The sequence below is a fragment of the Streptomyces fractus genome (assembly GCF_049844455.1).
GTDB classification, from domain to species: Bacteria; Actinomycetota; Actinomycetes; order Streptomycetales; family Streptomycetaceae; genus Streptomyces; species Streptomyces fractus.
Genome location: NZ_JBMYHI010000002.1, coordinates 6,318,246 through 6,344,426 on the forward strand (window position 1 = coordinate 6,318,246; position 26,181 = coordinate 6,344,426).

34 protein-coding genes and 1 pseudogene are annotated in these 26,181 nt (G+C 69.3%); 29 read left to right on the top strand and 6 right to left on the bottom strand.

Annotated features, from left to right (window positions below; genetic code table 11):
• Positions 1-399: 399 nt before the first annotated feature.
• On the top strand, positions 400-828 hold the full coding sequence (locus ACP4E5_RS30455) for an ester cyclase (RefSeq protein ID WP_425834203.1): 429 nt from the start codon (positions 400-402) through the stop codon (positions 826-828).
• A gap of 46 nt (positions 829-874) precedes the next feature.
• On the opposite strand, the gene ACP4E5_RS30460 is transcribed toward ACP4E5_RS30455, so the two are convergent.
• The 3 genes from ACP4E5_RS30460 to ACP4E5_RS30470 all read right to left on the bottom strand — a co-directional run bounded on the left by ACP4E5_RS30460 (position 875) and on the right by ACP4E5_RS30470 (position 3,923).
• Entirely contained in the window at positions 875-1,909 is a 1,035-nt protein-coding gene (locus ACP4E5_RS30460) for a type 2 periplasmic-binding domain-containing protein (protein WP_425834205.1), read from the bottom strand.
• 435 nt (positions 1,910-2,344) lie between these two features.
• On the bottom strand, positions 2,345-2,884 hold the full coding sequence (locus tag ACP4E5_RS30465) for a plasmid pRiA4b ORF-3 family protein (RefSeq protein ID WP_425827618.1): 540 nt from the start codon (positions 2,882-2,884) through the stop codon (positions 2,345-2,347).
• Positions 2,874-3,923 carry an IS630 family transposase gene (locus ACP4E5_RS30470; RefSeq protein WP_425827620.1) on the bottom strand — a complete coding sequence of 350 codons (1,050 nt, stop codon included), beginning with the start codon at positions 3,921-3,923 and terminating at the stop codon, positions 2,874-2,876. Before ACP4E5_RS30470 ends, ACP4E5_RS30465 begins: the two co-directional genes overlap by 11 nt.
• 191 nt (positions 3,924-4,114) lie before the next feature.
• Here ACP4E5_RS30470 and ACP4E5_RS30475 point away from each other — a divergent pair, with 191 nt between their 5' ends.
• The 28 genes and pseudogenes from ACP4E5_RS30475 (at position 4,115) to ACP4E5_RS30610 (ending at position 23,751) form a co-directional block, all read left to right on the top strand.
• Positions 4,115-4,240, top strand: coding sequence for an ArsR family transcriptional regulator (locus tag ACP4E5_RS30475; protein WP_425834207.1), 126 nt, complete (start codon positions 4,115-4,117; stop codon positions 4,238-4,240).
• A 367-nt stretch (positions 4,241-4,607) separates the two neighbouring features.
• Positions 4,608-5,540 (top strand): annotated as a pseudogene (locus ACP4E5_RS30480) (peptidoglycan-binding protein); the annotation flags it as partial.
• A 332-nt stretch (positions 5,541-5,872) separates the two neighbouring features.
• A complete protein-coding gene (locus ACP4E5_RS30485; RefSeq protein ID WP_425834209.1) occupies positions 5,873-6,118 on the top strand; it encodes a hypothetical protein in 246 nt (81 codons plus the stop codon).
• Positions 6,119-6,205: 87 nt separating this feature from the next.
• The gene (locus tag ACP4E5_RS30490) at positions 6,206-6,658 is read left to right on the top strand and encodes a hypothetical protein (RefSeq protein ID WP_425834211.1); all 453 of its coding nucleotides are present in this window, start codon (positions 6,206-6,208) and stop codon (positions 6,656-6,658) included.
• A 137-nt stretch (positions 6,659-6,795) separates the two neighbouring features.
• A complete protein-coding gene (locus ACP4E5_RS30495) occupies positions 6,796-7,053 on the top strand; it encodes a hypothetical protein (RefSeq protein WP_425834213.1) in 258 nt (85 codons plus the stop codon).
• 113 nt (positions 7,054-7,166) lie between these two features.
• A complete protein-coding gene (locus ACP4E5_RS30500; RefSeq protein WP_425834215.1) occupies positions 7,167-7,376 on the top strand; it encodes a hypothetical protein in 210 nt (69 codons plus the stop codon).
• Positions 7,377-7,479: 103 nt separating this feature from the next.
• Positions 7,480-7,836, top strand: coding sequence for a hypothetical protein (locus tag ACP4E5_RS30505; RefSeq protein WP_425834217.1), 357 nt, complete (start codon positions 7,480-7,482; stop codon positions 7,834-7,836).
• Positions 7,837-7,857: 21 nt separating this feature from the next.
• Positions 7,858-8,865, top strand: coding sequence for a recombinase RecT (locus tag ACP4E5_RS30510; RefSeq protein WP_425834219.1), 1,008 nt, complete (start codon positions 7,858-7,860; stop codon positions 8,863-8,865).
• Between the two features lie 17 nt (positions 8,866-8,882).
• On the top strand, positions 8,883-9,506 hold the full coding sequence (locus ACP4E5_RS30515; protein WP_425834221.1) for a hypothetical protein: 624 nt from the start codon (positions 8,883-8,885) through the stop codon (positions 9,504-9,506).
• 61 nt (positions 9,507-9,567) lie between these two features.
• Entirely contained in the window at positions 9,568-10,701 is a 1,134-nt protein-coding gene (locus ACP4E5_RS30520) for a PD-(D/E)XK nuclease family protein (RefSeq protein ID WP_425834223.1), read from the top strand.
• 91 nt (positions 10,702-10,792) lie between these two features.
• Entirely contained in the window at positions 10,793-11,734 is a 942-nt protein-coding gene (locus ACP4E5_RS30525) for a hypothetical protein (protein WP_425834225.1), read from the top strand.
• Positions 11,735-11,823: 89 nt separating this feature from the next.
• Positions 11,824-12,123, top strand: coding sequence for a hypothetical protein (locus ACP4E5_RS30530; protein WP_425834227.1), 300 nt, complete (start codon positions 11,824-11,826; stop codon positions 12,121-12,123).
• Positions 12,124-12,207: 84 nt separating this feature from the next.
• Complete coding sequence (locus ACP4E5_RS30535) at positions 12,208-12,822, top strand: hypothetical protein (RefSeq protein WP_425834229.1); 615 nt, start codon at positions 12,208-12,210, stop codon at positions 12,820-12,822.
• A 195-nt stretch (positions 12,823-13,017) separates the two neighbouring features.
• Positions 13,018-14,523, top strand: coding sequence for a DNA cytosine methyltransferase (locus ACP4E5_RS30540; protein WP_425834231.1), 1,506 nt, complete (start codon positions 13,018-13,020; stop codon positions 14,521-14,523).
• A gap of 39 nt (positions 14,524-14,562) precedes the next feature.
• On the top strand, positions 14,563-15,348 hold the full coding sequence (locus ACP4E5_RS30545) for a hypothetical protein (protein WP_425834233.1): 786 nt from the start codon (positions 14,563-14,565) through the stop codon (positions 15,346-15,348).
• Positions 15,349-15,370: 22 nt separating this feature from the next.
• A complete protein-coding gene (locus tag ACP4E5_RS30550) occupies positions 15,371-15,811 on the top strand; it encodes a hypothetical protein (protein ID WP_425834235.1) in 441 nt (146 codons plus the stop codon).
• A gap of 5 nt (positions 15,812-15,816) precedes the next feature.
• On the top strand, positions 15,817-15,981 hold the full coding sequence (locus ACP4E5_RS30555; protein WP_425834237.1) for a hypothetical protein: 165 nt from the start codon (positions 15,817-15,819) through the stop codon (positions 15,979-15,981).
• Positions 15,978-16,310: an HU family DNA-binding protein gene (locus ACP4E5_RS30560; protein ID WP_425834239.1), complete on the top strand. Its 333-nt coding sequence runs from the start codon at positions 15,978-15,980 to the stop codon at positions 16,308-16,310. The genes ACP4E5_RS30555 and ACP4E5_RS30560 overlap by 4 nt, the downstream gene beginning before the upstream one ends.
• Before the next feature lie 70 nt (positions 16,311-16,380).
• The gene (locus ACP4E5_RS30565; protein WP_425834241.1) at positions 16,381-16,974 is read left to right on the top strand and encodes a hypothetical protein; all 594 of its coding nucleotides are present in this window, start codon (positions 16,381-16,383) and stop codon (positions 16,972-16,974) included.
• A gap of 97 nt (positions 16,975-17,071) precedes the next feature.
• Positions 17,072-17,698: a hypothetical protein gene (locus tag ACP4E5_RS30570; protein WP_425834243.1), complete on the top strand. Its 627-nt coding sequence runs from the start codon at positions 17,072-17,074 to the stop codon at positions 17,696-17,698.
• A 277-nt stretch (positions 17,699-17,975) separates the two neighbouring features.
• Positions 17,976-18,599 carry a hypothetical protein gene (locus tag ACP4E5_RS30575; protein WP_425834245.1) on the top strand — a complete coding sequence of 208 codons (624 nt, stop codon included), beginning with the start codon at positions 17,976-17,978 and terminating at the stop codon, positions 18,597-18,599.
• Positions 18,600-18,670: 71 nt separating this feature from the next.
• The gene (locus tag ACP4E5_RS30580) at positions 18,671-18,970 is read left to right on the top strand and encodes a hypothetical protein (protein WP_425834247.1); all 300 of its coding nucleotides are present in this window, start codon (positions 18,671-18,673) and stop codon (positions 18,968-18,970) included.
• Positions 18,971-19,065: 95 nt separating this feature from the next.
• Entirely contained in the window at positions 19,066-20,109 is a 1,044-nt protein-coding gene (locus ACP4E5_RS30585; protein ID WP_425834249.1) for an N-6 DNA methylase, read from the top strand.
• The gene (locus tag ACP4E5_RS30590; protein ID WP_425834250.1) at positions 20,106-20,645 is read left to right on the top strand and encodes a hypothetical protein; all 540 of its coding nucleotides are present in this window, start codon (positions 20,106-20,108) and stop codon (positions 20,643-20,645) included. Before ACP4E5_RS30585 ends, ACP4E5_RS30590 begins: the two co-directional genes overlap by 4 nt.
• Positions 20,642-21,742: a DUF4192 domain-containing protein gene (locus tag ACP4E5_RS30595; protein ID WP_425834252.1), complete on the top strand. Its 1,101-nt coding sequence runs from the start codon at positions 20,642-20,644 to the stop codon at positions 21,740-21,742. The genes ACP4E5_RS30590 and ACP4E5_RS30595 overlap by 4 nt, the downstream gene beginning before the upstream one ends.
• A gap of 175 nt (positions 21,743-21,917) precedes the next feature.
• Positions 21,918-22,160, top strand: a complete 243-nt coding sequence (locus ACP4E5_RS30600; RefSeq protein ID WP_425834254.1) for a DNA-binding protein — start codon at positions 21,918-21,920, stop codon at positions 22,158-22,160.
• A 234-nt stretch (positions 22,161-22,394) separates the two neighbouring features.
• Positions 22,395-22,919 (top strand): hypothetical protein, encoded by a 525-nt coding sequence (locus tag ACP4E5_RS30605; protein ID WP_425834256.1) that lies wholly within the window; start codon positions 22,395-22,397, stop codon positions 22,917-22,919.
• Positions 22,920-22,932: 13 nt separating this feature from the next.
• Positions 22,933-23,751 carry a hypothetical protein gene (locus tag ACP4E5_RS30610; RefSeq protein WP_425834258.1) on the top strand — a complete coding sequence of 273 codons (819 nt, stop codon included), beginning with the start codon at positions 22,933-22,935 and terminating at the stop codon, positions 23,749-23,751.
• 266 nt (positions 23,752-24,017) lie between these two features.
• Here ACP4E5_RS30610 and ACP4E5_RS30615 read toward each other — a convergent pair whose 3' ends face one another.
• From ACP4E5_RS30615 to ACP4E5_RS30625, 3 genes are all read right to left on the bottom strand, one after another.
• Positions 24,018-24,572: a Uma2 family endonuclease gene (locus tag ACP4E5_RS30615; RefSeq protein ID WP_425834260.1), complete on the bottom strand. Its 555-nt coding sequence runs from the start codon at positions 24,570-24,572 to the stop codon at positions 24,018-24,020.
• Positions 24,573-24,666: 94 nt separating this feature from the next.
• A complete protein-coding gene (locus ACP4E5_RS30620; RefSeq protein ID WP_425834261.1) occupies positions 24,667-24,864 on the bottom strand; it encodes a hypothetical protein in 198 nt (65 codons plus the stop codon).
• A gap of 659 nt (positions 24,865-25,523) precedes the next feature.
• Complete coding sequence (locus tag ACP4E5_RS30625) at positions 25,524-26,114, bottom strand: TetR/AcrR family transcriptional regulator (protein WP_425834263.1); 591 nt, start codon at positions 26,112-26,114, stop codon at positions 25,524-25,526.
• Between the last annotated feature and the right edge of the window lie 67 nt (positions 26,115-26,181).

Sequence of the window (26,181 nt, forward strand, 5' to 3'; positions counted from 1 at the left end):
CCGCACTGAAAACGCTCAGTGAGTTCCTACGGAAGCGATAGCAGCGCAGACGCAGGAAGGGCCTCACGGATGAACGGTCAGATGGATCAGCGGACGGTACTGCTCGCGCTCGTTGGCTGCGGTGCTGTGTACGTCGCCTTGGAGCACCCGTCGTTCGGCACTGCGCTCATGGTTGGTGACGCTGCTGCATCTCCTGATGGAGAGGCGCTGATCCGCGCCATGCGTCTCCACTCAGAATCCGCTGACACGTGATCAAGGTTCGATGGCACAGGACAGCGGCGGCCTGGTGTGACTGAGCGTCCCACTTGGCCATTCCGCGCATTACGGTTGGCCACAGCTCCTGAGCACAGCTGGGCGGTTGCGTTGTGCTCGACGGGGGGCTGCTGAACACTCGGCAGGGTGGATACAGAGCACAACAAGGCGGTTGTACGCGAGTTGGACGAGCTGGGCAACGGCGGCGGCGATCTTGGTCGGCTGGATGTGCTGTGCACGCCCGACATGGTCAACCATGCATTGGCACCCGGCATGCCCTCCGGGGTCGAGGGCACGCGACAATTTCTGCTGCGGGCCCGCCGTGACCGGCATCCGGCCCGTTGGGTGGAGTCGCACATCGTCGCGGAGGGCGACCTGGTCGTCCAGTTCGGCGTGCGGGAGCACGAGTGGCCCGGAGGAACGTTCCGAGGCTTCGATGTGCCGAGCGGGACCTTTCGGAGGGACGTCGCCTTCGCCTACCGACTGATCGATGGACGGATCGCCGAACGCTGGGCGGTACGCGACGACTTGGCGATGCTGCTCCAGCTCGGCGCGCTGAAGTCCCCGCCGCATTGACCTGTATGAGCCGCGAACTACACCCAACCCGGTTGGTCCAGGGGTATCAACAGTGCAGGGCGGGGTCCGGCTTCGCTCCCTTCACCAGCGACCTCACCTGCGTGAACAGCTCGCCGGTCAGGGCGTCGTGCTCCAGCCGGGTGTCAACCGACGCGACCGCCGCACGATATGCCGCGAGCTGCGCTGGACTGGCGTGCCCTATGACCAGCCCTCCCGCGCAGAGTTCGCTGAGTTCGTCCGTGTCCTCAGACCGCAGGTCCGACATCGTGCCGTCGAAGACGGCGGCCGCGGCCCGGGTCAGCGCACGGCGTTGCTGGGGGCTCAGGCTCTTCAGCGTGATGTCACTGATGAAGGGGACGAGCATGCGTGGCCACAGCACCTGATTCCCTGTGAGGAATTTTATGGAGGAGATGTAGCCCTCGTGGTTGAAGGAAGGGATCGAGGACTCAACCCCGTCCATGCCGCTGACCGACCCGGACAGCGGATACCAGCGGGTGCGTGCGCCCAGAGCGTGGAAGGTGCTGTCTGCCAGCTTCGACTGCGCCACCCCGACGAGCCGCCCGTGCAGATCGCCGGGCGTCGGGGCCGAGTGACGCGCGGTGAACAGGTAGCGGAACTGGCCCGGGAGCAGGCCGAGGCCGGTGATCCGCGGGACCTTGAGTGCGGTGCCCAGCCTTTTGTACAGGGGGCTCTTGAACAGCCGTTCCTCGGCTGCGTAACTGGTGACCAGCTCCGGTGCGCTGAGTATCCGCACCGGGCCGGGGAAGGCCCGCGTGCCTGCCACCCCCAGATCCGCTTTGCCCGCCTGGACATCCGCGATCGTGCCGCCCTCGAAGGCGCGTTGGCCCTTGCGCCACTCGTACTTGAGGTCGATCTGCAGGGATCCCTCGGTCACCTCGTCGACCTGTTGGATGTAACTGTCCACCGAAGACGTCGTGCCGTAAGGCACGGCCATCGTCAGATGGACAACCTTTGGGGACACTCCCGTCGAGGCGGACGTGGACTGCTCCACCTTCGGTGCGCCCGACGTGCAAGCGGCGAGCGCCAGCAGCAGCGCCGAGACTCCCAGGACCTTCCTCACCGTGATACCTCCCTGCGCCCTCAGGTGCTCCCTCGTTCACGGTTCAGCCCGCGCATCCGACCCAGGCGGGGCACACGCCCGACCGCAGGCCGCCTGCAGATGCGGGCCGGTCACCCAGGCAATCACCGCCCCGTCCGCGTGGACGCTCACGATCGCCTCACGGGCCAGTCAGGTCTTGCCCGCCCCCGCCAGCACCATGACGCTCAGTGCGGCAGCTCACCGTGTTGCTCCGGCAATGGCATGCGGATCCTCCACCTACCAGCGGCCAGGTCCTCCTCATGGCAGCAAGCTACGCCCGATCAGCGGGTCGACAGCCCTGCCCCGCAAGAAGTGGGAGCCCTTCCTCCTGAACGCCTCCGTGCCCCGGGCAACGGCGCGGCGCCACGGACGGTGGCCCTAGCTAGTGCTGCGCCGCGGAAGTTCTGCCGGTGGCCGTCAGGCGGCAAGGCGTTTGTTGGCGTCCTCGACGTCGAACTGGCTGGGGTCGAAGGCGCTGCCGACCCACTCCAGGAGTTCCTCGTGTTCTTCATGGTCGGGATCGGTGATGGCCTCGATGAAGTTCGCGTAGCCCCACGGACCACCGCAGTCCTCGGGTGGGCAAGCCCGGCGACCGGTCAAGCAGCGGGGGTAGGCCGTTCCCGGGTCCCGGGGCAGGGTCTCTTCCACCTCGATGCGGTGCACCCAATCGTCACCGAAGTCGTAGGTGTAGCTGATCTTGTCCCCGACTGCGGGCGCGACGGCGTAGAGCGGGACCTTGCGTTCGTCGCGGTGGCCGAGCTCGCTGTCGCGGCGCCCGTAGTCGCCGGCCGGGGTCTCAAAAAGGTGCATGTGGTAGTTCTCCCAGCCCATCGCGGTCTGGATCACCAGGTGCAGGCGGTCGAGCGTGAGGTCGGCCGGGACCTGCAGTCGTCGCCAGATCGGCGGGTGGGTGCCGGCCAGGGTGACCTTGATCTGCAGGACGGAGTCAGTGGGCATGGCACGGTTCCTTCGCAGCGGCGGCGCTTTCGTGCCCAGTCTGGCGGGGCCGACCGTTGTAGTTCCAACTAAACGGGTGGGCAGTCTCGTTGTGGATGACGGCAAAGTCGGTGACTTTCTCCAGCAGGTCGGTGCGTGAGGAGAAGTCCCCGTGGCGCAGGACGGCACGGGCCAGGAGAGAGAAGAAGATTTCCACCTGGTTCAGCCAGGAGGCGTGCTTGGGGGTGTAGTGCGTCACGATCCGGGGATGTCGCCTCAGCCAGGCCCGGGTGGCCTTGGAGGTGTGCGAGGCGCCGTTGTCCAGGACCAGATGGACCGTCAGCCCGGCCGGGATGCACCTGTCCAGCCGCGCCAGGAACTTCACGAAGTGCGCGGAGTCATTGCGTGGCAGCTCGTCCACGACGACCTGCCCGGTGTGCACGTCCAGCGCGGCGGTGACCGAGACGGTGCCATGACGGACGTACTCAAACTCCCGCAGGCGCACCCGGCCGGGGCCGGGCAGCCGGTCGGGGTGCCTGCGGGAGCGGGCGGCCATCGCGGTCTTCTCATCCACCGAGAGCACCACCGATTCCGGCGGGTGGTTGCGGTAGAGGGCGCACACCTCGGCCGCCCTGGTGAAGAAGTGTGGGTCGGCGGGCCGGGTCAGCCAGCCGCGGACCCGGTGCGGCTTGACCTGGAGCGCGGCAAGGATGCGTCCGACCTGGGAGACGGAGACGCCCGTGTCGGCCAGGCGATCTGCGATCAGCCGGTGCGACCAGCCGTCGTAGGGACGAGGTGGGGTGCTGGTGGCCGTCGCCACGATCCGCAGCCGAACCTCCGGACCGTAAACGGGCGGCCTGCCCGAGCGGGGCCGGTCCTCCAGTCCGGCCACTCCCTCCCTGGTGAACCGGTCCCGCCACCGCACCACCGTGGAGACATCCACTCGCACGATCTCCGCTATCCGCCAGACAGGGCACCCTCCCGCAGCCAGCAGCACTATGTGCGCACGGCGGGCGGCACGCTGCGGGGTGGTGTGCGCACGCACCCGGTCCTCCAGCACACGCCGATCATCGGGATCCAAGACCATGCCGGGTCAACGAGCCGATGGCCATCGGCGGAACTTCCGCGGCGCAGCACTAGTGCGTGGGTAGTGATCGCCGAGACCGGGGGTGACCAAGTCCCGCACCAAGGCATCGCAGCCCGCCGACATGCGGCAGTCGCGGCATCGAGGAGGCACACCGCGAGCTGCTCATGAAGGTCGACGGGGAGCCGGGTGTGTGCGAGCTGGCCGACGCCGTGGGCGTCACCCCATCGACGATTTCCTTGCAGCTCAAGACCATGTGTGGCCGAGGCATCGAGATCTGTAGGTGCGGCTGACGGTGCAGGCATCAGTGCCCGCACTGCGGCGGCGACCTGCGACCGAGCCGCCCGGCCTCTATCCGAGTGCCCCGATTGATTCGTCATGTGCGACCCCTCCTGTTCGCTACGACGGAACGCACCAGCCCGGGAGACGTGGTGTGCGACCCGAGCTGCTGAGCCTGCCCGCAGTGCGGGCGCGCCTCCCGATGCGCAAGACGACTCCCGCGGCCCGGGGCTGGACACACCTGCCCTCCGGGGTTGCCCGATAGGATGGCGGGGCACGAGGCGACCCTCCGCCTGCTCTTTGCGACACTTCCCGAGGGACCCGCTCCGGCGCAGAGCTGGGCAACTGCCATCCGGCGCAGGGGAGAAGGGCGAGGCGAGCGTGGCCACCCCGCTGAGCGCGGACAAGCTCATGTCCTCGTTGAAGAAGTCGGGCCTGGGCGTCGTCGAGCACGGCTCCTGGCGTACTCACAACCGCAACACCCACGGCAACTGGGGTCCCGTCAACGGGGTCATGATCCACCACACCGGCGCCTACTCCTCCGAGACCGACATGGTGGAGCTGTGCCGCGCCGGCTACCAGGACCTGCCCGGCCCGCTGTGCCACGGCGTCATCGACCGCTCCGGCACGATCCACCTAGTCGGCTACGGCCGCACCAACCACGCCGGCATGGGCGACACCAACGTCCTGCTCGCCGTCATCGCGGAGAGGAAGGACCTGCCGCCCGATAACGAGGCGGACACCGACGGCAACCGGCACTTCTACGGCTTCGAATGCATCAACACGGGGACGGGGCAGGTGTGGCCCGCCGCCCAGCTCGACGCCATGGCTCGCGCCGCGGCAGCCGTCTGTAAGGCGCACGGCTGGAGCGAGCGCAGCGTCATCGGCCACAAGGAGTGGCAGCCCGGAAAGAGCGACCCGCACGGCATCGACATGGACGCTTTCCGTGCCCGCATCGCACGCCACCTCGATCCCCAGTCCAGCTCGAAGGCCAACGAGGGCGACACGCAGCCCGGCAAATCCAAGACACCGAAGGGCGGCTCCTCCAAGAAGAAGCCGGCCGCGACGCAGTACGCCGCCTATCCCGGCCCGGACTTCTTCCACCCGGGCCGCGCCTCGCCGGTCATCGAGGCGATGGCCCAGCGGCTGATCGCCGAGGGCTGCAACTCCTACGCGACGTCACCCGGCGCCACCTGGAACGAGGATCACCGGCGCAGTTACGCGGTCTGGCAGATCCGCTGCGGCTTCACCGGAGCAGCCGCCGACGGCATCCCCGGCAAGACCACCTGGACCAAGCTGCACATCCCCCGCACCACCACCGCCAGCCCCACCGTGCGTACGACACCGAGCAGCATCAAGGAGACCGACCCTATGCCGCAGGCCCTCGCCGATGTCGCCGAACGCACCCTGGCCACCTACGCCCAGTCCGTCCTCGGGCTGATGGCGGCCTCCAGCACCACCGACCTGGTATCCCTGAACGCCTGGCAGGCCGCTTCGGTCGCCGCCATACCCGCCGCTCTCTCCGCGCTGAAGTCCACCATCGGCACGGTGATCGGAAAGTCGGGCACCGCCTCGTGGCTGCCTGCGGGAAGCGACCCGGCCACCGCAGACAACTGACGTCCCCTGTGAGAGGTGAGGAGGTGCCCGTGCCGGAGGGAGAGGTCGCCCTGGCGCTCGCGGAACTGCGCAGCACCCTGGAAGTCGGGTTCGCCCGCATGGACGGGCAGTTGGCCGTGGTGGTGCAGCGCAGCGACCAGACCGACAAGGCCGTGGAGGACCTGACCGTGCGCGTGAGTGCACTGGAGAAGTCGCGGTGGCCGCTGCCGACGATCCTCGCCCTGACGAGCGTCGTCGGAACGGCCGTCGCCGTGCTCGCCCTCGTCAAGAGCTGACGTCAAAACCCCCTGGAGGAAGGAGCGTTGTCCGACACGCCTTCTAGCGTGATCGCAGCTCGTTCTTCTGCGACCTGGGGGTCACCCGTGGAAACCACGCATCTGCTCGTGTCCGACCTGGCGGTGGACACGGCGCTCGCCGACCTGTCGCTCCCGCACGCCGTGCGCCTCTCGTGGCAGCTGCTGTACGAGTGCGACATCCGGTTGCGCGAAGTAGTTTCGCTGGACGTAAACGACGTCGAACTCGGCGCGCGGCAGATCGGCTACCAGGATGTGAAGGACGGCTCTTGGTACCCGATCGGCATCACCGAGTCCCTCGCCGCCCAGCTACGAGGACTGATTGGGCCGCACATCGACGGTCCGCTACTCACCGTGGACGGGCGGCGCGTCACGACCGACGAGATCGCCAGCCTCTTCCGGGACGCGACCGGCAAGAGCGTGCACGCCCTGCGCTTCACTCGCATGGTGCGACGCAATCGCAGCCCCAGTCGGCTCCGGTTGGTCATCTTCGGCGGCGGCTCGACGAACGAACGCACGTGAACGGGGCCCGCACAGGCGTGGCCCCCGCCGAGGCGGGGGCCACCTGGTCCTTCTTGGAGACCGCCCACACGATAACACCGCCTGGGCGGTGGGCAGTTTGAGAGATTCCGGCTCGGTCCAGTCGGCGCACGCTGTTCGTGATCGAGGCGGAGCAGGCCCTGCCGATGCTCCCGCGTGCCGCCGTGACGGACCCCGTGGACACCACCGGGGCCGCTCACGACACGTTGTTGTCGACCCGGATCACCACACCCGTATCGGGCGTCGTAATCGACACGCAGTTCATGACCCTCACGCTCTCGGAGAGCGCCGCGGGCAAGTACCGCGGAGTCGTCTCCGACGAGGAGAAGAGGGACGTCTCGCGGATGCTGTGCATCGCTGTTGACCACACCGGCTGACGGCAGCGGCAGGAGGTGCCTGCGAAGGGCCTATGACCTGTGAAAATGATGTACGTAGCGCCGAATTCACCCTAGGATGAATGCATCCCCATTTTTCCCAGAAGGAGGCATTCGTGCAGCTCATAGACACACCCTCCGGTGACGTCGTCGCCGTCATGGAGGCCAAGGAGGTGCTCGTGCTCGATGTGGTCCTGGCGCGCTACCTGGCGCAGGAGCCCGACTCGTTCCTCGCGGCCCGGATGCTGCAGGCCGTCTCGCGCGCCAACGAGGAACGCGCGGAACATGCGGAGCGGGGGGCTGCCCGGCGCCGTGCGTGCAGCTGACCGCGAAGATCTGAACTCCTAACCACCCTCAATGGGTTGATCAAGCTGACCCCATCCCGCAAGATAGGTGACACGTTTGCAAAGTGTCTCCAAGGGGTGGGGTGTGGAAGCCGTCCAGGGCGAGATGTCCGGCTTCGCGATGCACGTCGTGCAGCAGCCGGACGACGGTCAAGAGTTCACGATCCAGGCGCAGTTCGAGGCATTCCACCGCCTCAACCCATGGGTGCTGGACGCGCTGGAGAACCTGACCGCGCACTTCCTCGACTCCGGCGCCCGCCGGATCGGCATGGGGATGCTCTTCGAGGTCCTGCGCTGGCGCTACATCACCGAAGCCGCCGCCACCGAAGGCGACGAGTTCCGCCTCAACAACAACCACCGCTCCCGGTACGTCCGGCTGCTCATCGAGCGCCACCCGGAGTGGGCCCCCGCATTCGAGGTCCGCGTCCTGCGGACCCGCTGACACCAGCACGGAGACCAACACGTGAGTGACGAGAAGACCACCGAGCCCATCGAGGCGACGGCCGTACAACCAGCGGTGCACACCCCGCCCGCGCCCGTGTCTACAGCCAGGACGGCGAGCGTCATTGCGCTGCGCGGCGACCAGGATGAGTTCGACGAAAAACAGCTCAGCACCCTGCAACTACTCAGCCCCGGCCTGGCCCGCGCCCCGCGCGGTCACCTGGCCATGTTCTTCCACTACTGCGTCCGCACCGGCCTCGACCCGTTCGCCCGCCAGATCTACATGATCGGCCGCGCCAACAAGAAGGCCGAGCGTGACCCCAACGAGCCTGAGCAGACCTGGACCATCCAGACCGGCATCGACGGCTTCCGCACCGTCGCCCACCGCGCCGCCGCCCAAGCCGGCGAGCACATCTCGTACGAGGAGACCGTCTACTACGACGCCGAGGGCCACGCCCTGGAGGTGTGGCTGGGCAAGGAACCCCCAGCAGCCGTCAAGGTCACCGTGCTGCGCGGCAGCGCCCGCTTCCCGTTCATCGCCCGCTGGGCGGAGTTCGCGCCGACCTTCTTCGACCGGAAGAAGCAGGCGTACGCGCTCGCCCCGATGTGGCAGAAGATGAGCGCCCACATGCTCCGCAAGTGCGCCGAGGCCGGCGCGCTACGCATGGCCGCGCCGCAGGACCTGTCCGGCGTGTACGTGGACGAGGAGATGGAACAGGCTGACGCCGAGGTCACCGCCGGGGCCGCCGAGGACGCCACCCGCCGCCTGCGTGCCGCCGCCGGACTCAACGAGGCCGCCTCCGACACCGGCGGGAACGGGGACGACGCCGAGGAGGCGACGCCCGAGCCAGCCGCCGACCAGCCGCCCGCATCGAAGAGCAGGGCGCCGCGCAAGCGGACCAGGACCGCCCAGTCCGCGTCCCGGGACAACTCTGAGGAGGTGTCTGCCTCTTCGGCCCCCGAGCGCGAGAAGACCGCTCCCCGCAAGCGCACCACGCCCACCCGCTCTCGCCCCCGCACCGCCTCGTGAGCGGGGGAGAACGCGAGATGAGTGAACTCACCACTCCGCAACGTCAGATCCTCGCCGCGTGCGAACGGCACCTCGCCGCACAGCAGCAGTGGGACGCGCGCCCGCAAATCCTCGTCGTGAAACTCGGCCGGGGCGCGGACGGTGACCTGCGGGTGCGCGAACTGCCTGTCCCGGACGTGATCTGGGACGCGGCCCCGGTCCCCGACGTCGTCGAGGCGTTCGCCGCAGCGAGCATGCGTGCCGGATCTCCGGCGGGGCCGGATGTGATGGCCCTCGCCCTGTGTACGGAGGTGCACGCCCTGGCCGAGGACACCAGCCCGCACGCCGCCGAGGTCATCCGCCGCAGGATGGCGGGCGGCTCCACGCCGAGCATCAAGGACCTCCCCGGCTGCGTGCAGCAGCGGTTGATCTTCGCGATGGACTGGCAGGGCGCGCACTACTTTGCCACCACGGACCGGCGGCCGGACGGCGGCAGCACAGCGCCGCACGGACGCGTCGAAACCGGGGGGCGACCGGAGCATCGGGCTCATCCCGCAGGCCCTGGCCCAACTCGTCGACGCCGTCCGGCCCTTCCCGCAGGCCGGAGCCCGAGGCGGCACACCCCGCCCCGGCGACAGCGACTCCTGACCCCACCACCCTGATCCGCGGGTGCCGTCTGCCGTCCATGACGGCGGACGGCACCCGCCCGACCCGGAGAACTCTGTGACTCTCACCAGCGAACAGCGCAGCGACTTGTGGGAGGCGGCGCACGCCGCCGATGCCCGCCGGCCCCGCTCCCGCCAGTCCAAGATCGGCGCCAGCGACACCGTGTGCGCGCGGCGCGCCGGATACCTCCTGCACGGCTACACCCCCACCGACACCGGCCCCAAACGCAAGGCCATCCTCGGCACCTGGCTGCACGCCGGCCTGCTGGAGGCCGCCCGCGAGGAGTTCGGCTGGATCACCGAACGCCGCGTCGAGGACGACACCATCCGCGGCCACATCGACGCCGTCCAGCTCGACCGTGACACCGCCGCCCGCCTGCCCAAGCGGCTGCGCCCGGAGCGGGCCGCCGAGGTGACGACGGTCGAGGACGTGAAGACGAAGTCCACCTACCAGTGGGACACCATCCGACGCCACGGCGCCAGTGACGCCGAGATACGCCAGGTCTACCTATACGCCGACCTGCTGCGCAGCGAGGGCTTCGCCAACATCGACGGGCAGCGTCAGCTCGCCCGCATCGGCCCGGTGCCCGTGGGCCGGATCCGCTTCCGCTTCCTCAACCGCGACAGCGGCGACGACCACGTCCAGGAGATGGAGTTCAACGCCGAGCGGGCCCGCTCGGCGAGAGGCTGGGTGGCCCAGGTACGCGCCGCCGCCACGCCGGAACAGCTGCCGCGCACCTTCCCCGGACCGGGCCTGTCCGCCGTCTGCGACCACTGCCCCTTCAAGACTGAATGCTGGGGCCCCCTCGCCGCCGCGGCGCGCCCACAGCACCTCCTCGTCCACGACGACGCCGAACGCGCCCGCGTACTAGCCGACTACGTCGAGGTCACCGAGGAGATGAAGCCGCTCAAGGAGAAGCAGAAGTTCCTGCGCGCACAGCTCGACGGCGCCGAGCCCGGCGTATACGGCGACAACGTCCTGACCTGGAGCGGCGGCAACCCCACCAAACGGGACGACGTGGAGGCCATGGCCGCCCTGTTCCGCAAAGCAGGGCTCACCGTGCCCATGGCCCCCGACTCCGAGGCGATGAAGGCCCAGCTGAAGGCTGCAGACATCGCGGTGCCCGTGCGCTACGACCCTGACACGCGCACCTCGGTCGGCATCAACGTCACCCCGCACACCACTGCTTGACCCCGCACACCGGGCAGGGGTGGGCGCACCGAGCTCCCTGCCTCTGCCCCGTTGCGCTCCGAACGCCCGCACGCGAGACGGAAAGACGCCAGTGAGCATCCACCTGATGGTGACCGCTGCCTACCTGCCCAAAGAGGTGGTCAACCAGACGCAGAAGGCCGTACTGATGAAGATCGCCGACTCCGCCGACGACCAGACGCGCGTCGGCCGTCCCGGCCTGGAGCGCATGATGGCGTGGGCGGGCGTGGGCGAGAAGCAGGTCATCGCCGTCGTCACGGAGCTGGTCGGGCTCGGCCTGCTGGAGCGCGCCGAGGTCGGGCGGGTGGGGCGGCGCGCCGAGTACCGCATCTTCCCGTTCGGTGTGCCGCCCATCCCGTCCACGGAGGAGCTCATCGCGCGGCGTGCGGCGGCGAAGGCGGCCCCGAAGAACCCCCGCCTGGCCCGGAAGAAGAAGCCGTCGAGGCGCAGGCCGTCGCCGGCGGCCCGCACCCACGAGGACGTGGCGGCACGGAAGGAGCAGCGGTCCCGCGAGGAGGCGGCGAAGGAGGGAGGGTTCCCCCAGGGCAACCCTCCGGGCGGTGAGGAGAGGGTTCCCTCGGGGGAACCCAGTGGGTTGCCCGACGGGAACCCTAAGGGTTCCCCTGGGGGAACCCCTTCTCTTCCTTCCTCTTCCTCTTTCCTTCCTTACCCCCCTACCCCCACGGACGGCGCCGCGGGGGAGCCCGGCACGGGCGAGGCCGAACCACCCGCTGCGCCCGCGATGGCCGGCTGCCCGAAGCACCCGAGTCCGGCCCGCAACTGCCGCGGCTGCGGCACCAATCCGCGCGCAGAGCGCGAGCAGCAGCGGCGCGATGAGGCCGAGCAGGACCACTCCGCGCAACAGGAGTGGCTGCGCGAGTTCTTCGAAGCCCAGCAGCGCCGTCTCGCCGACAGCGATCCGGCGACCCTGGAGGCGGCACGGAAACGTACCCGGGAACTCGCCCGCATCGGCCGCACCCAGGGCGCCAATGCCCGTACCAGCCAACGCAGTTGACCCACCCTTGACGCCCGGGTTCCGGTCCCTAGGGTTTACGTAACAAGCACACCAAAAACCCCACCAATCACCCTTCTTGGAGAACCCCCATGACCGCCAGCGCCGCCGTCACCGACATCACCCCCGCCCCCGGCGTCTACGTCGTCCTCGCGCAGGTCGTCCACGGCCCGCCCGCCGAGCCCGTCCTGGAGCAGGGCCTGTACTGCTCCATCACGTGCGCCACCTCCGGCCTGCACACCCTGGTCAACACGCTGCGCCGCACCGAAACCGGCACCGGCGCCGTCCTGGCCGGCGAGGACCGGCCCGTCGGCTGCGTCATCACCCGAGGCGGCCGCATGTGGGCCGTCCAGATCCTCGGCGCCCACGAACTGCCCGACATCACCGCCTGAAACTCATCACCATTGATAGGTGACTTACTTGAACCGCGTGCGCTGTATGTTGTGCCCGTGGTCCGCTACCTTCTTGGAGATCACATGTCCATCGCGGCCCTGCCCGACCACAACCGCCTCGACGACCCCCTGTGGCGCCAGCTCTTCCACGCCTACCGCCACCTCATTACCCCGCTGCGCTACAACGGATGGACCACCGACGTCGAGACCGGCGGCGGCGAGTTCTTCATCCGCGCCGATCTCGCCGACGGCACCGAACTCGTCATCGCCTCCACGCACAGCCTCCCCAACGACCCCGCCAAGGTCACCGGCTGGAACGCGCTGCGCCGGCACACCGACGACCCCGCCCGGCACACCGTGCTCTACGACTCCACCCACAACGGCCCCCAGCGCCACCACGGCAACAGCCTCATCCCGCTCTTCGCCCGCATCGACCAGCTCGACGCCGCCAAGAGCGGCCGCCGCCTCATCGTCTCCACCACCCACACCGCCCCCTTCGGAGCCAGCCGCGCCCAGGCCGCAGGCCACGAACCGGCCGCCACCGCCATCGCCCGCTACTTCGAAGTGATGCACCAGCACACCACCGACCACGGCTACTGCAAGGTGTGGGAGCGCCCTGCCACCGGTGGCCATCCCCTCGCCCTGTTCGAACGTGAAGGGCACGTCGCGATCCTGCGCGTGACCGCCTTCGGAACCTGAGCGGTGGTCTGGCTCTTCACCCTGGGCCTCCTCGCCCTCGCCGCCTTCACGGCCCTGGGTATCGAGGACAGCCGCCACCACCGCCGCGCCCAACGCGCCTCCGACCAGCCCTGACCCGCCGCTGCCCGGCCCCACCCACCGCCACCCGCGGTGCCGGGCCGGGCAGCCCCGACCCTCAAAGGAAGAACACGCACCGTGCCCCGCGCCATATCCCTGCTCTGCGGAGCCGGCGGAGACGCCGACGGCCTCACCGAGGCCGGATTCGAGGTGATCCTCGGCATCAACCACTGGCAGACCGCCATCGACACCTTCGCCCTCAATCACCCCAAGGCCGCAGCCCGCTGCGCCGACATCCAGAACTACCCGATGCGATGGCTGCCCAAGGCGCTGCTGCTGTGGGCCTCGGTCATCTGCAGCGAGATCAGCCCGGCCGGCGGCAGAAGGCGCCGGGCGGATGCCGCCCAGGAAGCCCTCTTCGAGGAAGAGGAGCTGTGGCGCGAACTGCCCGACGAGGCCTTCGAGAAGACCCGTGTGACCGCCTGGTGCGTCCTGCGTGCCGCCGAAGCCAAACGCTTCCCGTGCGTCGTGGTGGAGAACGTCGTCGAGTTCGTACGCGACTGGCCCCTGTTCCCGGAGTGGATCCGCTGCATGAAGAAGCTCGGCTACCGGGTGCAGATCGTGTCGGTGTCCTCCGCGCACATCGGCGACGCCACCAACGCGCACGCGCCTCAATGGCGTGATCGCATTTATGTCGTGTTCACGCTCGAGGGCGTGCGGCGCCCCGATCTCGCGCCGCGTCCGCTGGCGTACTGCGTGGAGTGCGGGCGCGACGTCAAGGCCCGCCAGACCTGGTTCGATGCGAAGGTCCGTGTCGGCAAGTACCAGGAGGAGTACAACTACCGCTGCCCCAATACCCGGTGCGCGCACGCCGAGGTCGAGCCCTACGTGCGGCCCGCCTCCGACATCATCCTGTGGGACAACATCGGCACCCGGATCGGCGATCGCGCGAAGCCGCTCGCCGACACCACGATGGAGCGCATCGAAAAGGGCCTGGGCAAGTTCGCCCACCAGCCCAGCGTCATCACCCTCACCCACGGCCAGGACGGCACCGACCGCGCCTTCGACCCTCTGGTGCGGCCCATGCCCACACGTACGGCGAAGGTCGGCGAGGGGCTGCTCGTGCCCGTGGGTGGCACCTGGAACGACACCGCCACCACCGTCGACACTCCGATGCGCACCCGGCTGACCCGGGAGAGCGAGGCCCTGGTCACCGTCGCCCCGGCGCCGTTCATCGTCGAGTACCGCAACAACTGCGACGCCGCCCCCATCGACAACCCGCTCTCCACCCTCGCCACCGCCCGCCACCACGGCCTCGTCGTCCCCGACGGCATCGGCGGCGACCGGGCTCGCAACACCCTCGTCATCCCCTACCGCAAGGGCAACACCGTCAAGACCGCCGGCGCCCCGCTGCGCGCCCTGTCCACCCACGACTCGGCAGCCCTCGTACGCGCCGTACCAGTCATCGAGGACTGCTACTTCCGCATGCTCCAGCCCCGCGAACAGCTCTCCGCGCAACGCTTCCCGGCCACCTACAAGGTCCTCGGCACCAAGGCCGAACAGACCATGCAGGCCGGCAACGCCGTGTCCGTGAACGTCGCGCACTGGCTCGGCAAGCGCCTGATGCCCGTCCTCACCTCGTAGACCCGCCCAACACCTCTACCAAGAATGGAAGTTCCATCCATGGCCGAACCCGACGACACCGCCCGGCACGACCACCTGGCCGTGGTCACCCAGCGCCGCAGAGATATGGCCGGGCAGCTGCGCCTCGTGGAAAGGGCGCACGCCGTGACCGTCCTGGACCACCTGGCCGCCCTCGTACGCGACGCCTGCCCGCAGGCCGCGTACGTCGCCTTCGCCTACTACGGCAACACGCGCTCCGTCGACCTGCACGGCGTCCTCGCCGAGGCGCCCACCGAACTGTCCCCGCTCCCGTGGCTGTGGGACCGGCAGAACCGGCAGACGGACGGCGAGGACGAGGACGACGGCGGGCACGTCCTGGACGGTCTCGCCGACCGCATCGAAAGGGACACCGAGACCATCCTGCGGTCCTACCAGTCACCGGTGTGGTCGGCCGTGCGCCGCAACACGGCATCCGAGGGCAACAGCTGGCTCCTCCAACTGCCGCCCGCCGACCGCGTCGCCCACATCGCCGAACTCGTGCGCGCACACCACCCCGAGGCCAGCCACATCGTCGTCGACGGCCGCTCCGGCGGCCGCGCCCTCGAGGTCCTGGAAGGGCCACAGGGAGTAGAGGGGCCGGAAGGCGACGGCCCCGTGTACCGCACCGTCCGGTGCGCATGGCCGCTACATACGGACGACGAGATCGCCCGGATGATCGCCCAGATCTTCGCCCTGCCCGACCTCGCCGACCGCCACCTCGAAGCCGCCCGCACCACCTACCGCCACCCCTTCGGTCAGCACCCCAGCGACAGCATCCGCATCCTCCCGCTGCCGCCCACCGACTAAAGATCACCGGAGGAACCACCACATGAGCGGCAACGGCTGGGTCGCCCAGGCCCCGTGCGTCGGGGACCCCCGCTTCACCCCCAACGACGCGCGCGCCGACACCCTCCGCACGCCGCACGTCACCGACCTGCTCACCACCTGCGAGACCTGCCCCTTCAGAGCCCGCTGCATCGCCCTGGTCAAGCCGCATCACTCCCACTTCGACGGGATCTGCGGCGGACGGCTGTGGCTGGACGGCTGGATCCGCGCGACGTGCCGCGGTGCGGAGCCCGGCGAACTCGACTCGGAGGGAGAGCCGCCGATCGTGCACGGCACCGAGGCCGGGGCCCGCGCGCACCACCGCCGCGGCGAAGAGGCCTGCACCCTGTGCCGGGAAGGCGCCCGGATCGCCACGGCTGAGCGCCGGGCCCGCCGGCGCTCAGCAGCCCGGACGGGAGGTTCACCAAAAACTCAAGGTAGGTGACATGAGTGAAGAATGACGCAATGATCTTGGTGTGGGATGTGAGCACGGCAGGAGAAGACGACCACGACCCCGGTTACGGCCTCGCACCACTCCCGGCCGCCTGGCGCGCCCACCCCGCCGGCACCACCAACACCCCGCATCTGCAAGCGAACCGAGAGGACACCACGTGAACAAGAACCAGCTCATCGACGCCGTCGCCGAGAGCACCGGCAACCGAGGCCAGGCCGCCAAGTCCGTCGAACTCGTCCTGGACACCATCGTCCGCGCGGTCACCGCCGGCCAGACCGTCTCCGTCACCGGCTTCGGCACGCTCACCCCGCAGCACCGGCCCGAACGCACCGCCCGCAACCCCCGCAACGGCACCGCCGTCACCGTCGCCGCCACCCGCGCCATCAAGTTCCGCCCCGGCAGCCGATTCCGCGACCTCGTCGCCGGACGCACCCCCATGCCCGCCACCGGCAACTCCATCAAGAAGGCCCCCAAGACCCCCCGCCCGTAACGCCCCCCGCGCACCCGCCCGCCGCCGCCCCGGCCCTGCACGCCGGGGCGGCACTCGCCGAAGGAGCCAGATGCAGCACTCTGTGGGAACCGACATACAAGCCACCGCCCAGTGGCTCGACGAACGCGGCGCCGCCGGCGCCGCCACCGTCCTGCGCCGCACAGCCCAGCAGCGCGACCGCCTGCGCCGCGAGCGCGACACCGCTCGCGCCGACGTCAACCGGCGTACACAGGCGTGGCGTTCGGCTCGCCGTCGCGCACGCCGCTCCCGCGAGGCCGGCTCCGAACTGCAGCGACAGGTGCAGCGCATGCGACAGGCCCGCAGCGAGCACTTCGCCGCCGGCGGACAGAGCATCGAAGACCTCCTGCGCGACAACGTGATGATGCGCACCGACCTCGCCCGCTTCCAGGCCCTGGTCGAACGCGCAGGATGGCTCCCCGACACCGCACAGCGCCGCCTGTGGCGCTGGCGCAACGGCTGGTGGGAACTCGCCTACCGCAAACGGAACACGAAGGACGGCTACCCCGACACCGGTTGGTACCTGTGGGGCCCGCCCGAGACCTGCGACGGCGAATACACCGCACACCTCAAGGGCGAGGCGCTCACCGAGGCCGACCGCGTGATCACCCGCTACCTGGCGATCGTCGCGGAGGCCGCCCGGTGACCTTCCGGCCCCAACTCCTCACAGGCCGCGTGGCTCACGGCGGCAGAATCGGTGCAGTAGCCCTCGACGAGACCGACTGCAGCGCCGGGGTGCACCCATGACCGCGCCGCCGCAGAGCGCCCCCATCACCCTGCCCACCCTCCATGCGGCAGGGGACTGGCGGCCGCACGTCATCGGCCTCGACCTGTCCCTGACCTCCACCGGCATCGCGGGCACCGACTGGGCGCGGGCCTGTCGCCCCGGACGGCGCCGCAGCCACGAACGCCTCGACTGGCTGTCCGCTCACATTGCCGACGCGGTCCAGGACGCCGACCTGGTCGTCGTCGAGGGCGCCGCGTACGCGCAAGGAGCCCAGGCCGGACACCACGAACTCGCCGGACTGTGGTGGGTCATCACCCAATACCTGTGGTGCCGGCGCATCCCGTACGCCGTCGCCAACCCGCACCACCGCACCATCTACGCGACCGGCCGCGCCAACCCGGCCCAACAGCACCCGCGCACCGTACGCGCCAAGATCGCCAAAGGCATGGTGCGCAGCGCCGTCGCCGAACGGTACAGCATCCCCTGCGAAGGCCCGGGCCGCTACGACCAGGCCGACGCCGTGATCCTCGCCGCGATGGGCCTGGACTGGCTCGGCTACCCCACCGCGCCCGTCCCCGACACCCACCGCCGCGCGCTTGAAGCCGTCGCATGGCCCGAACGGCCACCCGCCGCCGCGAAATAGGCGAATTGAATTCCCGCCAGAATCCCCGCATTTAACTTCGGATGAAACTTGAATTACGGGTATTTGAGAATAAGATATAAACACGAAGTTCGGAAAAGCCGAACTCAATCAAAAGAGGCGGGAATTCCGGTCACCCTCTTCCGGCCCCTTCCTTGATTCCCGCCGCACTCCCGGACTCAACCCCGGGTGTGCCACTCGACGCCCAGAAACACCGCGCCCCCGGCCCACCACCGGGGGCGCACCCATACGTGCAAGCGTCACCTTCTTGGAGCCCAAAATGCACTACAGCCGCGACATCCGCGCCATAGCCGAAAACCTCGCCATCGACCCCGCCCACGTCGCCAGATCCCTCCAATTCGTCATCCGCCACACCGCCCACCAGCCCACCCGCCGCCCTTCGGGCCAGACGCCCGGTGCACACCGACGCGCGCTCGTCCTGGACAGCGACGCCATCGCAACCGTCGCCAACATCGCCCTGCGCATGGCCGACCGCAACGACGAAGCCCACCTCCTCACCGCCATCCGCAAGACGGCCACCGGCACCAGCGCACACAAGCCCGTCATCCACCGCGGCGTCGGCACCCTGCCCGAATTCCACGGCCACCCCCGCGTCGCCGAAGCCATCGCCATACTCCAGGCAGCCGGACTCCCGCCCGCCCGCTACGACAGGACCGGCTGGGCCGACCCCGGCTTCCAGGTCCTGCCCGGCGACCACACCACCCCCGACTGGGTGTTCCTCCTGCCCGACCCCGACGCCGAACACCGCGACGGCTTCACCGGCGGACGCCGCGGCTACCCCACCGTCATGCAGTGGGCCGGCTGGACCATCCACGACCAGCCCTTCCACGGCGGCCTGTGGGCCGCACGCCACCCCGACCACCAGGGCGCCTTCACCCTCTGACCGCCGCCCGTGCCCGGCCCGCCCCACGGCGGCCGGGCCGGGCACGGCCCGAGACCGAAAGGCCCACCCCGGTGAAGACCCCGGTAGACCAGCACACCCTCCACACCATGGCCCACCTCCTCGGCCTCAACGACGGCCAGGCCGCAGCCGCCCTCGCCGACATCGAGACCACGCTTCGGCACAGCTACACCTTCCGGCCCCTGGCCGTACGCCACCACAGCTACGAGCAGTTCACGGCCTCACTCGACGCCGACGAATTCGCCCTGCTGTACCTCCAAGCCGCCCTCAACCAGACCGGGCAACGAGACCTCGCCGACGACATCGCACGCCGCGCCCTCGTCACCGGCCTGCCCACCTGGCCCACCCCCTGACCCACACCGGCCCGACGCACGACAGCCGCCCCGGCCGCGCCCCGCGCACCGGGGCGGCCCCATACGCGCCCACACCCGATGAGGAACAACTTCCCATGCCCGAGAGTGACATGTTCCTTCCCAGAGCCGCCACCCCGACCACCACCCACCGCCCCGCACCCAGCTGGGCCGCCAAGAAAAAGACCCCACCCCCGCCCGCCGCGCCCCTCAACGGCTCGGCGAAGACGACGTGGCGCCGCGCCTTCGCACCCAGCGACCCCCACGAACACGCCCACAAAATCGCCGAGACGGTCATCGACACCTGGTACCGGTCCCACGGCGGCAGCAGCATCCACATCCCCATCGGCACCGTCGCCGCCCTCGCACTCCTGCGCCGCCCACCCGGCACCGGCAACGCCCTCGCCGACTGGATCATCAACCTCGAACCCCGCGAACTCCCGCAGCTGTTCAAGGAGATCTACCTCGGCCACTGGATCAAACGCCCCGACCTGATCAACCGCGCCCTGCGCCTGCACGACTGGGCCTGGAACCCCGACCCCGACCCCCACCAACTCCGCGCCGTCCACGCCATCACCCACCAAGCCCTCAACCAGGGCCTGTTGCACCTCACCGGCCACGACGACCCCTACATGCGCGCCGAATCCGACGTCCTCAGCCCGCTCCTGACCGGGCTTCGCCACAAGAGCGACAAGAAATGGCGCGGCGAATACCACACCCCGCCCTGCGTCTCCGACCTCATCGCCCGCCTCCTCGGCGACGACTCCCTCCAGCCCGGCGACGCCATCCGCGAACCCGCCGTCGGCACCGGCACCATGCTCCGCTCCATCGCCCAACTCCTCCGCGACCGCGGCCTGAACACCCACGACTTCCACTGGTACGGCAACGACATCGACGACCTCGCCGCCGCCTGCGCCGCCATCAACACCATCATCTGGGACCTCGGCCCCGGCGCCCTCATCGGCTGCGCCAATTCCCTCGCCCTCGAAGACGGCGGCTACGCCAAAACCCTCGCCGAAGCCAAAGAAGCCTTCGAACAACGCGACACCTACGTCGACATGGCATCCGGCATCGCCACCTGGCGCCGCACCTTCCGCCTCCTCGACAACCTCACGCCCGACCAGCAGAAAGCCCCCGCATGACCGAAGACAGGGACCCCGCACACCCCCGCACCACCCCGCGACGACGCACCCGTCGGCCCACGTTCGCCAAGCCCGCGGACACCGTCCCCGTCCAGGCGCTCGACGACATCGCGCCCGACCTCGACCCGCCCTGGACCAAAGACGACCTCGTCGCCACCGAGCGCACCGTCGAGTACGTACACCCCGACGGGCACCGCATCGGCCTACGCGCTCAAGACGGCAGCGGAGTCGTCCAGGCATGGATCACCGCCGGCCCCCACCTGCCGCCGATCCCCGACGGCACCGAAGCCGAGCAAGCCGCCGCCCAGGCCGCCAACGACGCCCGACTCCAACCCCACCGGACCTGGAACGCCGCCCTCACCCTCCAGCCCGGCACCGACCCCCGTCAGGCGCTGAGCGCCCTCGTGCGCGACCAGCTCATCCCGGCCCTCACCCACAAGCCGAAGCACGTACGCCCCCGCTCCCCAGCCACACCCGACTCCGCACCCACACCCGACACCGCCGAGCCCACCCCTCCGGAAGGACACACGCGATGACCACCCACCCCACCCCCATCAAGATCCGCACCACGGCCGACGTCGCCGAACTCCTCCTCCACTTCGTCGGCCACTACCCCGAGAACAGCATCCTGCTCGGCGGCATCACCGACCTCGACGACCTCACCCACGGCCCCGTCATGACTTACCCGCTGCCCGACAACCCCGACGTCTGGGGCGACGCCGCCGACACCCTCGCCACCGACTTCCTGCACACCACCGCGCACGCCGACCACGACGTCCTCGAAGTCATCGTCCTGATCCTCCGCGACCCCCGCCCCGACCAAGCCGCCAAGGACACCGCCGACGCCCTGCGCGGCCTCGGCGACCACTTCATACGCGCCTTCACCGACCTCGCCCGTATCCCCGTCAACACCACCATGGTGCTCGTCGACAACCGGCTGTGGACCTACGACGGCGACATCTCTGACGGCACCGACGGCGAAGTGATCCTCGATCCCACCAACCCCGACAGCCTCACCGCCCAACTCCACAGCCGCGGCCTGCCGCCCCTGCGCCGCGCCAGCGACATCGCCCGAGAATTCCGCCCCGCCACCACCCACGCCGACCGCTACCAGCACGCGATCCACGCCTGGGAGTCCATCGCCGCCGACTGGACCGCCACGCCCCTCGCCGCCGCGCTCGCCCGCCAGGGCACCCTCAACATCATCGAAGCCGCCCGCCAGGACCTCGCCGGCCCCAACCCGCGCCTCCACGACGAGGCCGCCGCCCGCATCATCTGCGGCCTCCAGGACCGCAAGGCCCGCGACCTCGCCCTCGGCCACGGCGCCGACAGCGACCTCCACCACCTGCGCACCCTGTGGGCCGACCTCGCCCGCCGCTGCGTCGCACCCCACACCGACAAGGCTCCGCCCCTGCTCACCCTCCTGAGCTGGACCGCCTGGCGCCAAGGCGACCGCACCACAGCCCGCATCGCCCTCACCGACGCGCTCACCATCAACCGCGACTACCGCATGGCCTGGCTCCTCCTCGAAGCCATCAACACCAACGCCCCCGCACACGCCCTCATGAACGAGTTCCGCCGCGAAGTCGCCCGCATGACCGCCCACGACACCGCCCTCACCAACGACCAGTAACCCGCCCTCCCTCCGTCCTCCCGCGGCCCCGGCACCACGCCGGGGCCGCCCCACCCGAAAGCACACCGAACCCATGACCACACCCGAACCCTCCGCACCAATGACGACCACATTGGCGCGGGGCAGATTGGCGGCAACCGAGATGCTCCACTCGATTTCCCACGCGACACCTACCGTGCCGCACCCCTCCGGGCCCAAGGGCAGGATGGGCCTCGAGGAGCTCCTGGCGCTCCCGGCCACGGTGAATGTGGTGACGGCGGCCAGGGCGCTGGGGATCAGCAAGGAGAAGGCCTACCAGCTGCTCCGCGCCGGAGAGTTCCCGGTGGCGACGCTGCGCCTGGGGCACACGACACGAGTGCCGTCGGCGGGGCTGCGCAAGGCGCTCGGCGTGGACGTTCCAGGCCGGCCCGTGGACTGATCGAAACCACTCTCCGGTGCCGCGTCAGCCCTGGCCAACCAGGCCTTCCGGCAGATCATCTACCCCGGCAGTGTCACTGGCTCTGTTTCGGCCCCCGTCGCCGGGCGCCGGCTCGCCCGAGTGGACCTCACCGCATGCCCTGCCGTGCCACTCTCCGTAGTTTCGACCGCGCATAGCGACACGGCTCCCGCCCCTCGGCGGGAGCCTCTGGGTCTCACCGAAGGAGCAGTTCACATGTCCAAGCTCCGCGTATTCGCCGCTCTCGGCCTCGCACTGACCGCGGCCACCGCCGGTGTGGCCCCGGCATCTGCTGAATCCGGGCCGGAAACGAAAGCACACCTCGACGTGCGAGACGACGGCAGCTGGATCATCGGATTCGGCAAGAAGGAACGCTCCGGTGCCATCCCGTTCTCCGACTACTGCGTCGGGCACTTCACCGGCCCCAGAACGGTGAACAACACCCTGGAGTGGGGTGCCGAGCAGACCTGTGAGGGCAACTCGAAGCCCCAGTACGTCCGTACGAGACTGCAGAGCACCTGTCCAGGGTCCCTCTGCATCGTATTTCCCGACGAAACGAGTTGGATCCGCTCCCCATACCGGGAGGACTACACGCGGGTGTCACGCGTCGTCCGGGACGAGAAGTGCGGCAACGACAACCAGCGCGTCTACCGCATCGAAGTGAAACCATACGCACGCGGCATCGAGTTCGACTCACTACTGTCCGACGAGAAGAAGGTCAACTGCGACATCTCCCCCTGATCCTCGGAGCGCCATGACCACCGCACCACGCACACCACCACGCGTGCTCCTTGAGCCGGAACTGCTCCACTCCTCGCCCAAGGCCCTCGTCTGGCATGACGGCCTGATCGCCGGCGTACGCGGACTCACCCTCTCCCTCGGAGTCCAGGCGGGCCCCGAAGCCCCGAAGGCCGCAATGTTCGACGACGAGTGGGAGGAGACCGACCCGCTCACCCCCGTCGGCATCACTCTCCGGCCCTTCGGATCTCCCGCTGCGGTGCTTGCCCTGCCCGCCCCGGAGGGCACACGGAACACCATGCGATGGACCGCCGACTTCGGAGACGTGGAACCCCACCAGGCCCTCCTGGACATCTACATCAAGCCCCTCGGCCTCCACATCACGCGCATGCTCGACGGGACCGGCGAACAGAACACGCCCGAAGCAGCACAGCAGGACATCGCCGCGCCGAGGCCCAGGCTCCTCGCCGGCCCGGAGATCCTCTACGACGAAGACGGGTACGTCGTCTGGCAGCACGGTGTCGTCGTGAACCCGGCCGGGCTGCACAGCACCCTTGAGGTCATCGTCGACCCGTCACGCACGGACATCGAACTCCTCGGCGACGGCTGGCAACTCGGCGAAAGAGGAGAAGGATCCCCGCCGCCCCTCGGCATCAGAATCACCGACGGCGGACAACCGGTCGTGGCCCAAAGAGGCGGAATCGCCGGCAGCGAGCGGGCGCTGACCTGCTCCAGGTCCTTCCCGTCCCCTGCCTCCCGGTATATGAGCGCACACTTCGACGTACCGCCGCTCGGCCTGAGCGCCAGCCGGGAACTCCACGACGTGAGGGCGTAGCACCGTGACAGGGCGTGCTGTGCGATGGCGGGCCGCGTCGCTCTCGCCAGCCCTCAGCCGCCGGGCAGCGCAGGTGCCCGTCGGCCGCACGGCGGGAAGCTACTCCTCGCCAAGAATCCGAAGACCGTGCCTCTCCTGGAAGTGCCGGTAGTCCTTGAGATTCAACGGGCGGTTTTCGCCGTCGTCCGACTCGATTGGCGTGGACAGAGCGTGGCTGCTGATTCCGTTATCCGAATCGTCTGCCTGGCGAGGCGGCCCGGGGCGTGTCAGCCGAGTCCGGTTTCCTGTTCCGGCAGGGGGAGCTCGTCGAGGTCGAGGCTGTACGTGCGGCCGTCGGCCAGGGGGATGGGGAGCTTTCCGGTGCCGTAACGGTGGGGTCGCGTGGTGGCGTAGCCACTCCCGGTGGGCTCGGTGTGCAGGACCACCTCGCGTGCGTACGGGTCCACCACCAGGTAGATGGGGATGCCGTACCGGCCGTACTTCGCCGTGCAGTCGTCGTAGTCCTTGCGGGCGGAGGAGACCGAGACGACCTCGGCGATCAGCAGGACATCCTCGAAGCCGTAGCGCGCGCCCTCGCGGCGGGCGTCCTGGCGCAAGATCGCAAGGTCAGGCGCGGAGTTCTCGTCCGCGGGAAAGTCGATGTAGACGTCCGACGGGGTCTTCGCGTGGCGGCCCAGGGACACGACCGTGTCGTACTGCATCGACTTGATCGTGCTGGAGTGCTCGAAGCTCTGCGGAGTCATGATGATCTTTCCGTCGATGCCGAAGAAGACCACGTGTCCCTCGGGGAACTCGGTGCTCGCGATCGAGTCGACGCTCATGGCAAGGCTCCTTCCCGTGTGATGCCAGCATACGGCGGGTGATGAGCCCCGCACGGGGATGTGATCGAGTCTGTGCGGGATGTGACCACTCCAGTCAGGCCAGGTCGCGGTGACGCTCGGCGTAGATGAAGGCGATGAACTCCTCCACTTCCTCGTCCGACTCGAACGTGTCCGCCCGCAAGTCGTCCAGCGACCGGATCGGCTGCACGTTCTTCGCCGCAAGCAGCTCCTCGACCGACAGGCGCGGCCGCATCACCGGATGGATCGGATACTCAGTCCCCTCAGCGTCCATCCTGCGGCCCCTTCGTTCGCAGATGCGCCCCAGATACGCAGGCCCGCTATCCAGCCTGACACGTGCCCGTGGCGCCTGTCCTGGCTCCGTGGCCGAGGCTCCACGCGGTACGAGACGTCGCAGCACCCCGGCTACGGGATCCTGGCCGCAGCCCTCGCGATCACGACGAATCCGTTCCTTCGCAGTACGCCGCGAGCTAACCTGCGGCGTAAGCGGCTGACCAGCGAAAAGCCGCATAGCTTGAGTCCCGGGCACAGGGGCCGACGAGCCGCTGCGCCGGTAAGGCACTCCGTTCACCCTCACTTCGAAACCCGTCATCGACAAGCTCGCCGAGCTGCGCGAACGGGTCCGCTGCATCACAAAGTCGACCGCGACGCGGTGCACCCACAGGCCCTGAGGGACCGGCGTGGGACCAGAAGGGGCCAGAAAGCGGCCTAATGATCTTGCAGGGGTCGGCGCGCGAGAGCGGGAAATTGGCCCCTGACCTGCTGAAACGCGAACGGAGCGATCAAGATCAAGATCGGCGGTCAAGGACTCATAATCCGTCGGCCGTGGGTTCGAGTCCCACCCGCCCCACCACTAGCTGGTAGAGCAGAATCGTTCTGACCAGCCAGAACGTAACCTGATGGCCCGTCACGGAAACCGTGGCGGGCCATCTGTCACTCCAAGGGAGTCGCCCCAGGGGGCATCGCGTTGTCGATGAGGGTGGCGGCGATGGCCGCGGCGGTGGGGAAGGCGTCGGCGTCGAGGACCCGGGTGCGGGCTGCTGCGCCGTCGATGAGCAGTGCGAGCTGCTCGCCGAGCTGTTCGGGGTTGGCGGCGCCGGCTTCGCGGGCGGTGTTGGCGAGCCGGGCGGCGACGGCCTTCTTGTAGTCGCGTGCCTCCTGGGATGCCGGGTGCTGGGGGTCGTGGAGTTCGACCGCGGCGGCGATATAGGGGCACAGCGGGGTGGTGGCGGGAACGTCGAAGGCCGCCAGGAGCCGCTCGCGGGGCGTGAGGTCGGTGCGGTCGAACACGTCGGACAGCACGGCGGGGTCGAACCGGCGCAGGTACTCGGCGACGAGTTCGTCCTTACTTGTGAAGTGCTGGTAGGCCGTGCGCTTGGACACCTGGGCCGCCGCGCACAGCTGGTCCATGCCGGTGCGGTTGATGCCCTGCTCGCGGAACAGCCGCTGGGACGCGCTGACGATGCGCTCGCGGGCTCCTCGGCCGCGCCGTGTGCCCGTGGGGCCCTTCTCCAACTCCGTCATGGACCCATCGTACCCCGGTTGGGTAACGACCGGTGTACATAGTTGCGCCGGGGCGGCCCGCCTCGTA

Excerpts from the sequence above, each read along its gene's own strand:
- ACP4E5_RS30465 (WP_425827618.1), bottom strand. The coding sequence starts at position 2,884 with ATGCCCACTGACTCCGTCCTGCAGATCAAGGTCACCCTGGCCGGCACC.
- ACP4E5_RS30475 (WP_425834207.1), top strand. The coding sequence starts at position 4,115 with ATGAAGGTCGACGGGGAGCCGGGTGTGTGCGAGCTGGCCGACGCCGTG.
- ACP4E5_RS30515 (WP_425834221.1), top strand. The coding sequence starts at position 8,883 with ATGAGTGAACTCACCACTCCGCAACGTCAGATCCTCGCCGCGTGCGAA.
- ACP4E5_RS30530 (WP_425834227.1), top strand. The coding sequence starts at position 11,824 with ATGACCGCCAGCGCCGCCGTCACCGACATCACCCCCGCCCCCGGCGTC.
- ACP4E5_RS30535 (WP_425834229.1), top strand. The coding sequence starts at position 12,208 with ATGTCCATCGCGGCCCTGCCCGACCACAACCGCCTCGACGACCCCCTG.
- ACP4E5_RS30545 (WP_425834233.1), top strand. The coding sequence starts at position 14,563 with ATGGCCGAACCCGACGACACCGCCCGGCACGACCACCTGGCCGTGGTC.
- ACP4E5_RS30550 (WP_425834235.1), top strand. The coding sequence starts at position 15,371 with ATGAGCGGCAACGGCTGGGTCGCCCAGGCCCCGTGCGTCGGGGACCCC.
- ACP4E5_RS30565 (WP_425834241.1), top strand. The coding sequence starts at position 16,381 with ATGCAGCACTCTGTGGGAACCGACATACAAGCCACCGCCCAGTGGCTC.
- ACP4E5_RS30570 (WP_425834243.1), top strand. The coding sequence starts at position 17,072 with ATGACCGCGCCGCCGCAGAGCGCCCCCATCACCCTGCCCACCCTCCAT.
- ACP4E5_RS30575 (WP_425834245.1), top strand. The coding sequence starts at position 17,976 with ATGCACTACAGCCGCGACATCCGCGCCATAGCCGAAAACCTCGCCATC.
- ACP4E5_RS30585 (WP_425834249.1), top strand. The coding sequence starts at position 19,066 with ATGCCCGAGAGTGACATGTTCCTTCCCAGAGCCGCCACCCCGACCACC.
- ACP4E5_RS30590 (WP_425834250.1), top strand. The coding sequence starts at position 20,106 with ATGACCGAAGACAGGGACCCCGCACACCCCCGCACCACCCCGCGACGA.
- ACP4E5_RS30595 (WP_425834252.1), top strand. The coding sequence starts at position 20,642 with ATGACCACCCACCCCACCCCCATCAAGATCCGCACCACGGCCGACGTC.
- ACP4E5_RS30605 (WP_425834256.1), top strand. The coding sequence starts at position 22,395 with ATGTCCAAGCTCCGCGTATTCGCCGCTCTCGGCCTCGCACTGACCGCG.
- ACP4E5_RS30610 (WP_425834258.1), top strand. The coding sequence starts at position 22,933 with ATGACCACCGCACCACGCACACCACCACGCGTGCTCCTTGAGCCGGAA.
- ACP4E5_RS30615 (WP_425834260.1), bottom strand. The coding sequence starts at position 24,572 with ATGAGCGTCGACTCGATCGCGAGCACCGAGTTCCCCGAGGGACACGTG.
- ACP4E5_RS30620 (WP_425834261.1), bottom strand. The coding sequence starts at position 24,864 with ATGGACGCTGAGGGGACTGAGTATCCGATCCATCCGGTGATGCGGCCG.
- ACP4E5_RS30625 (WP_425834263.1), bottom strand. The coding sequence starts at position 26,114 with ATGACGGAGTTGGAGAAGGGCCCCACGGGCACACGGCGCGGCCGAGGA.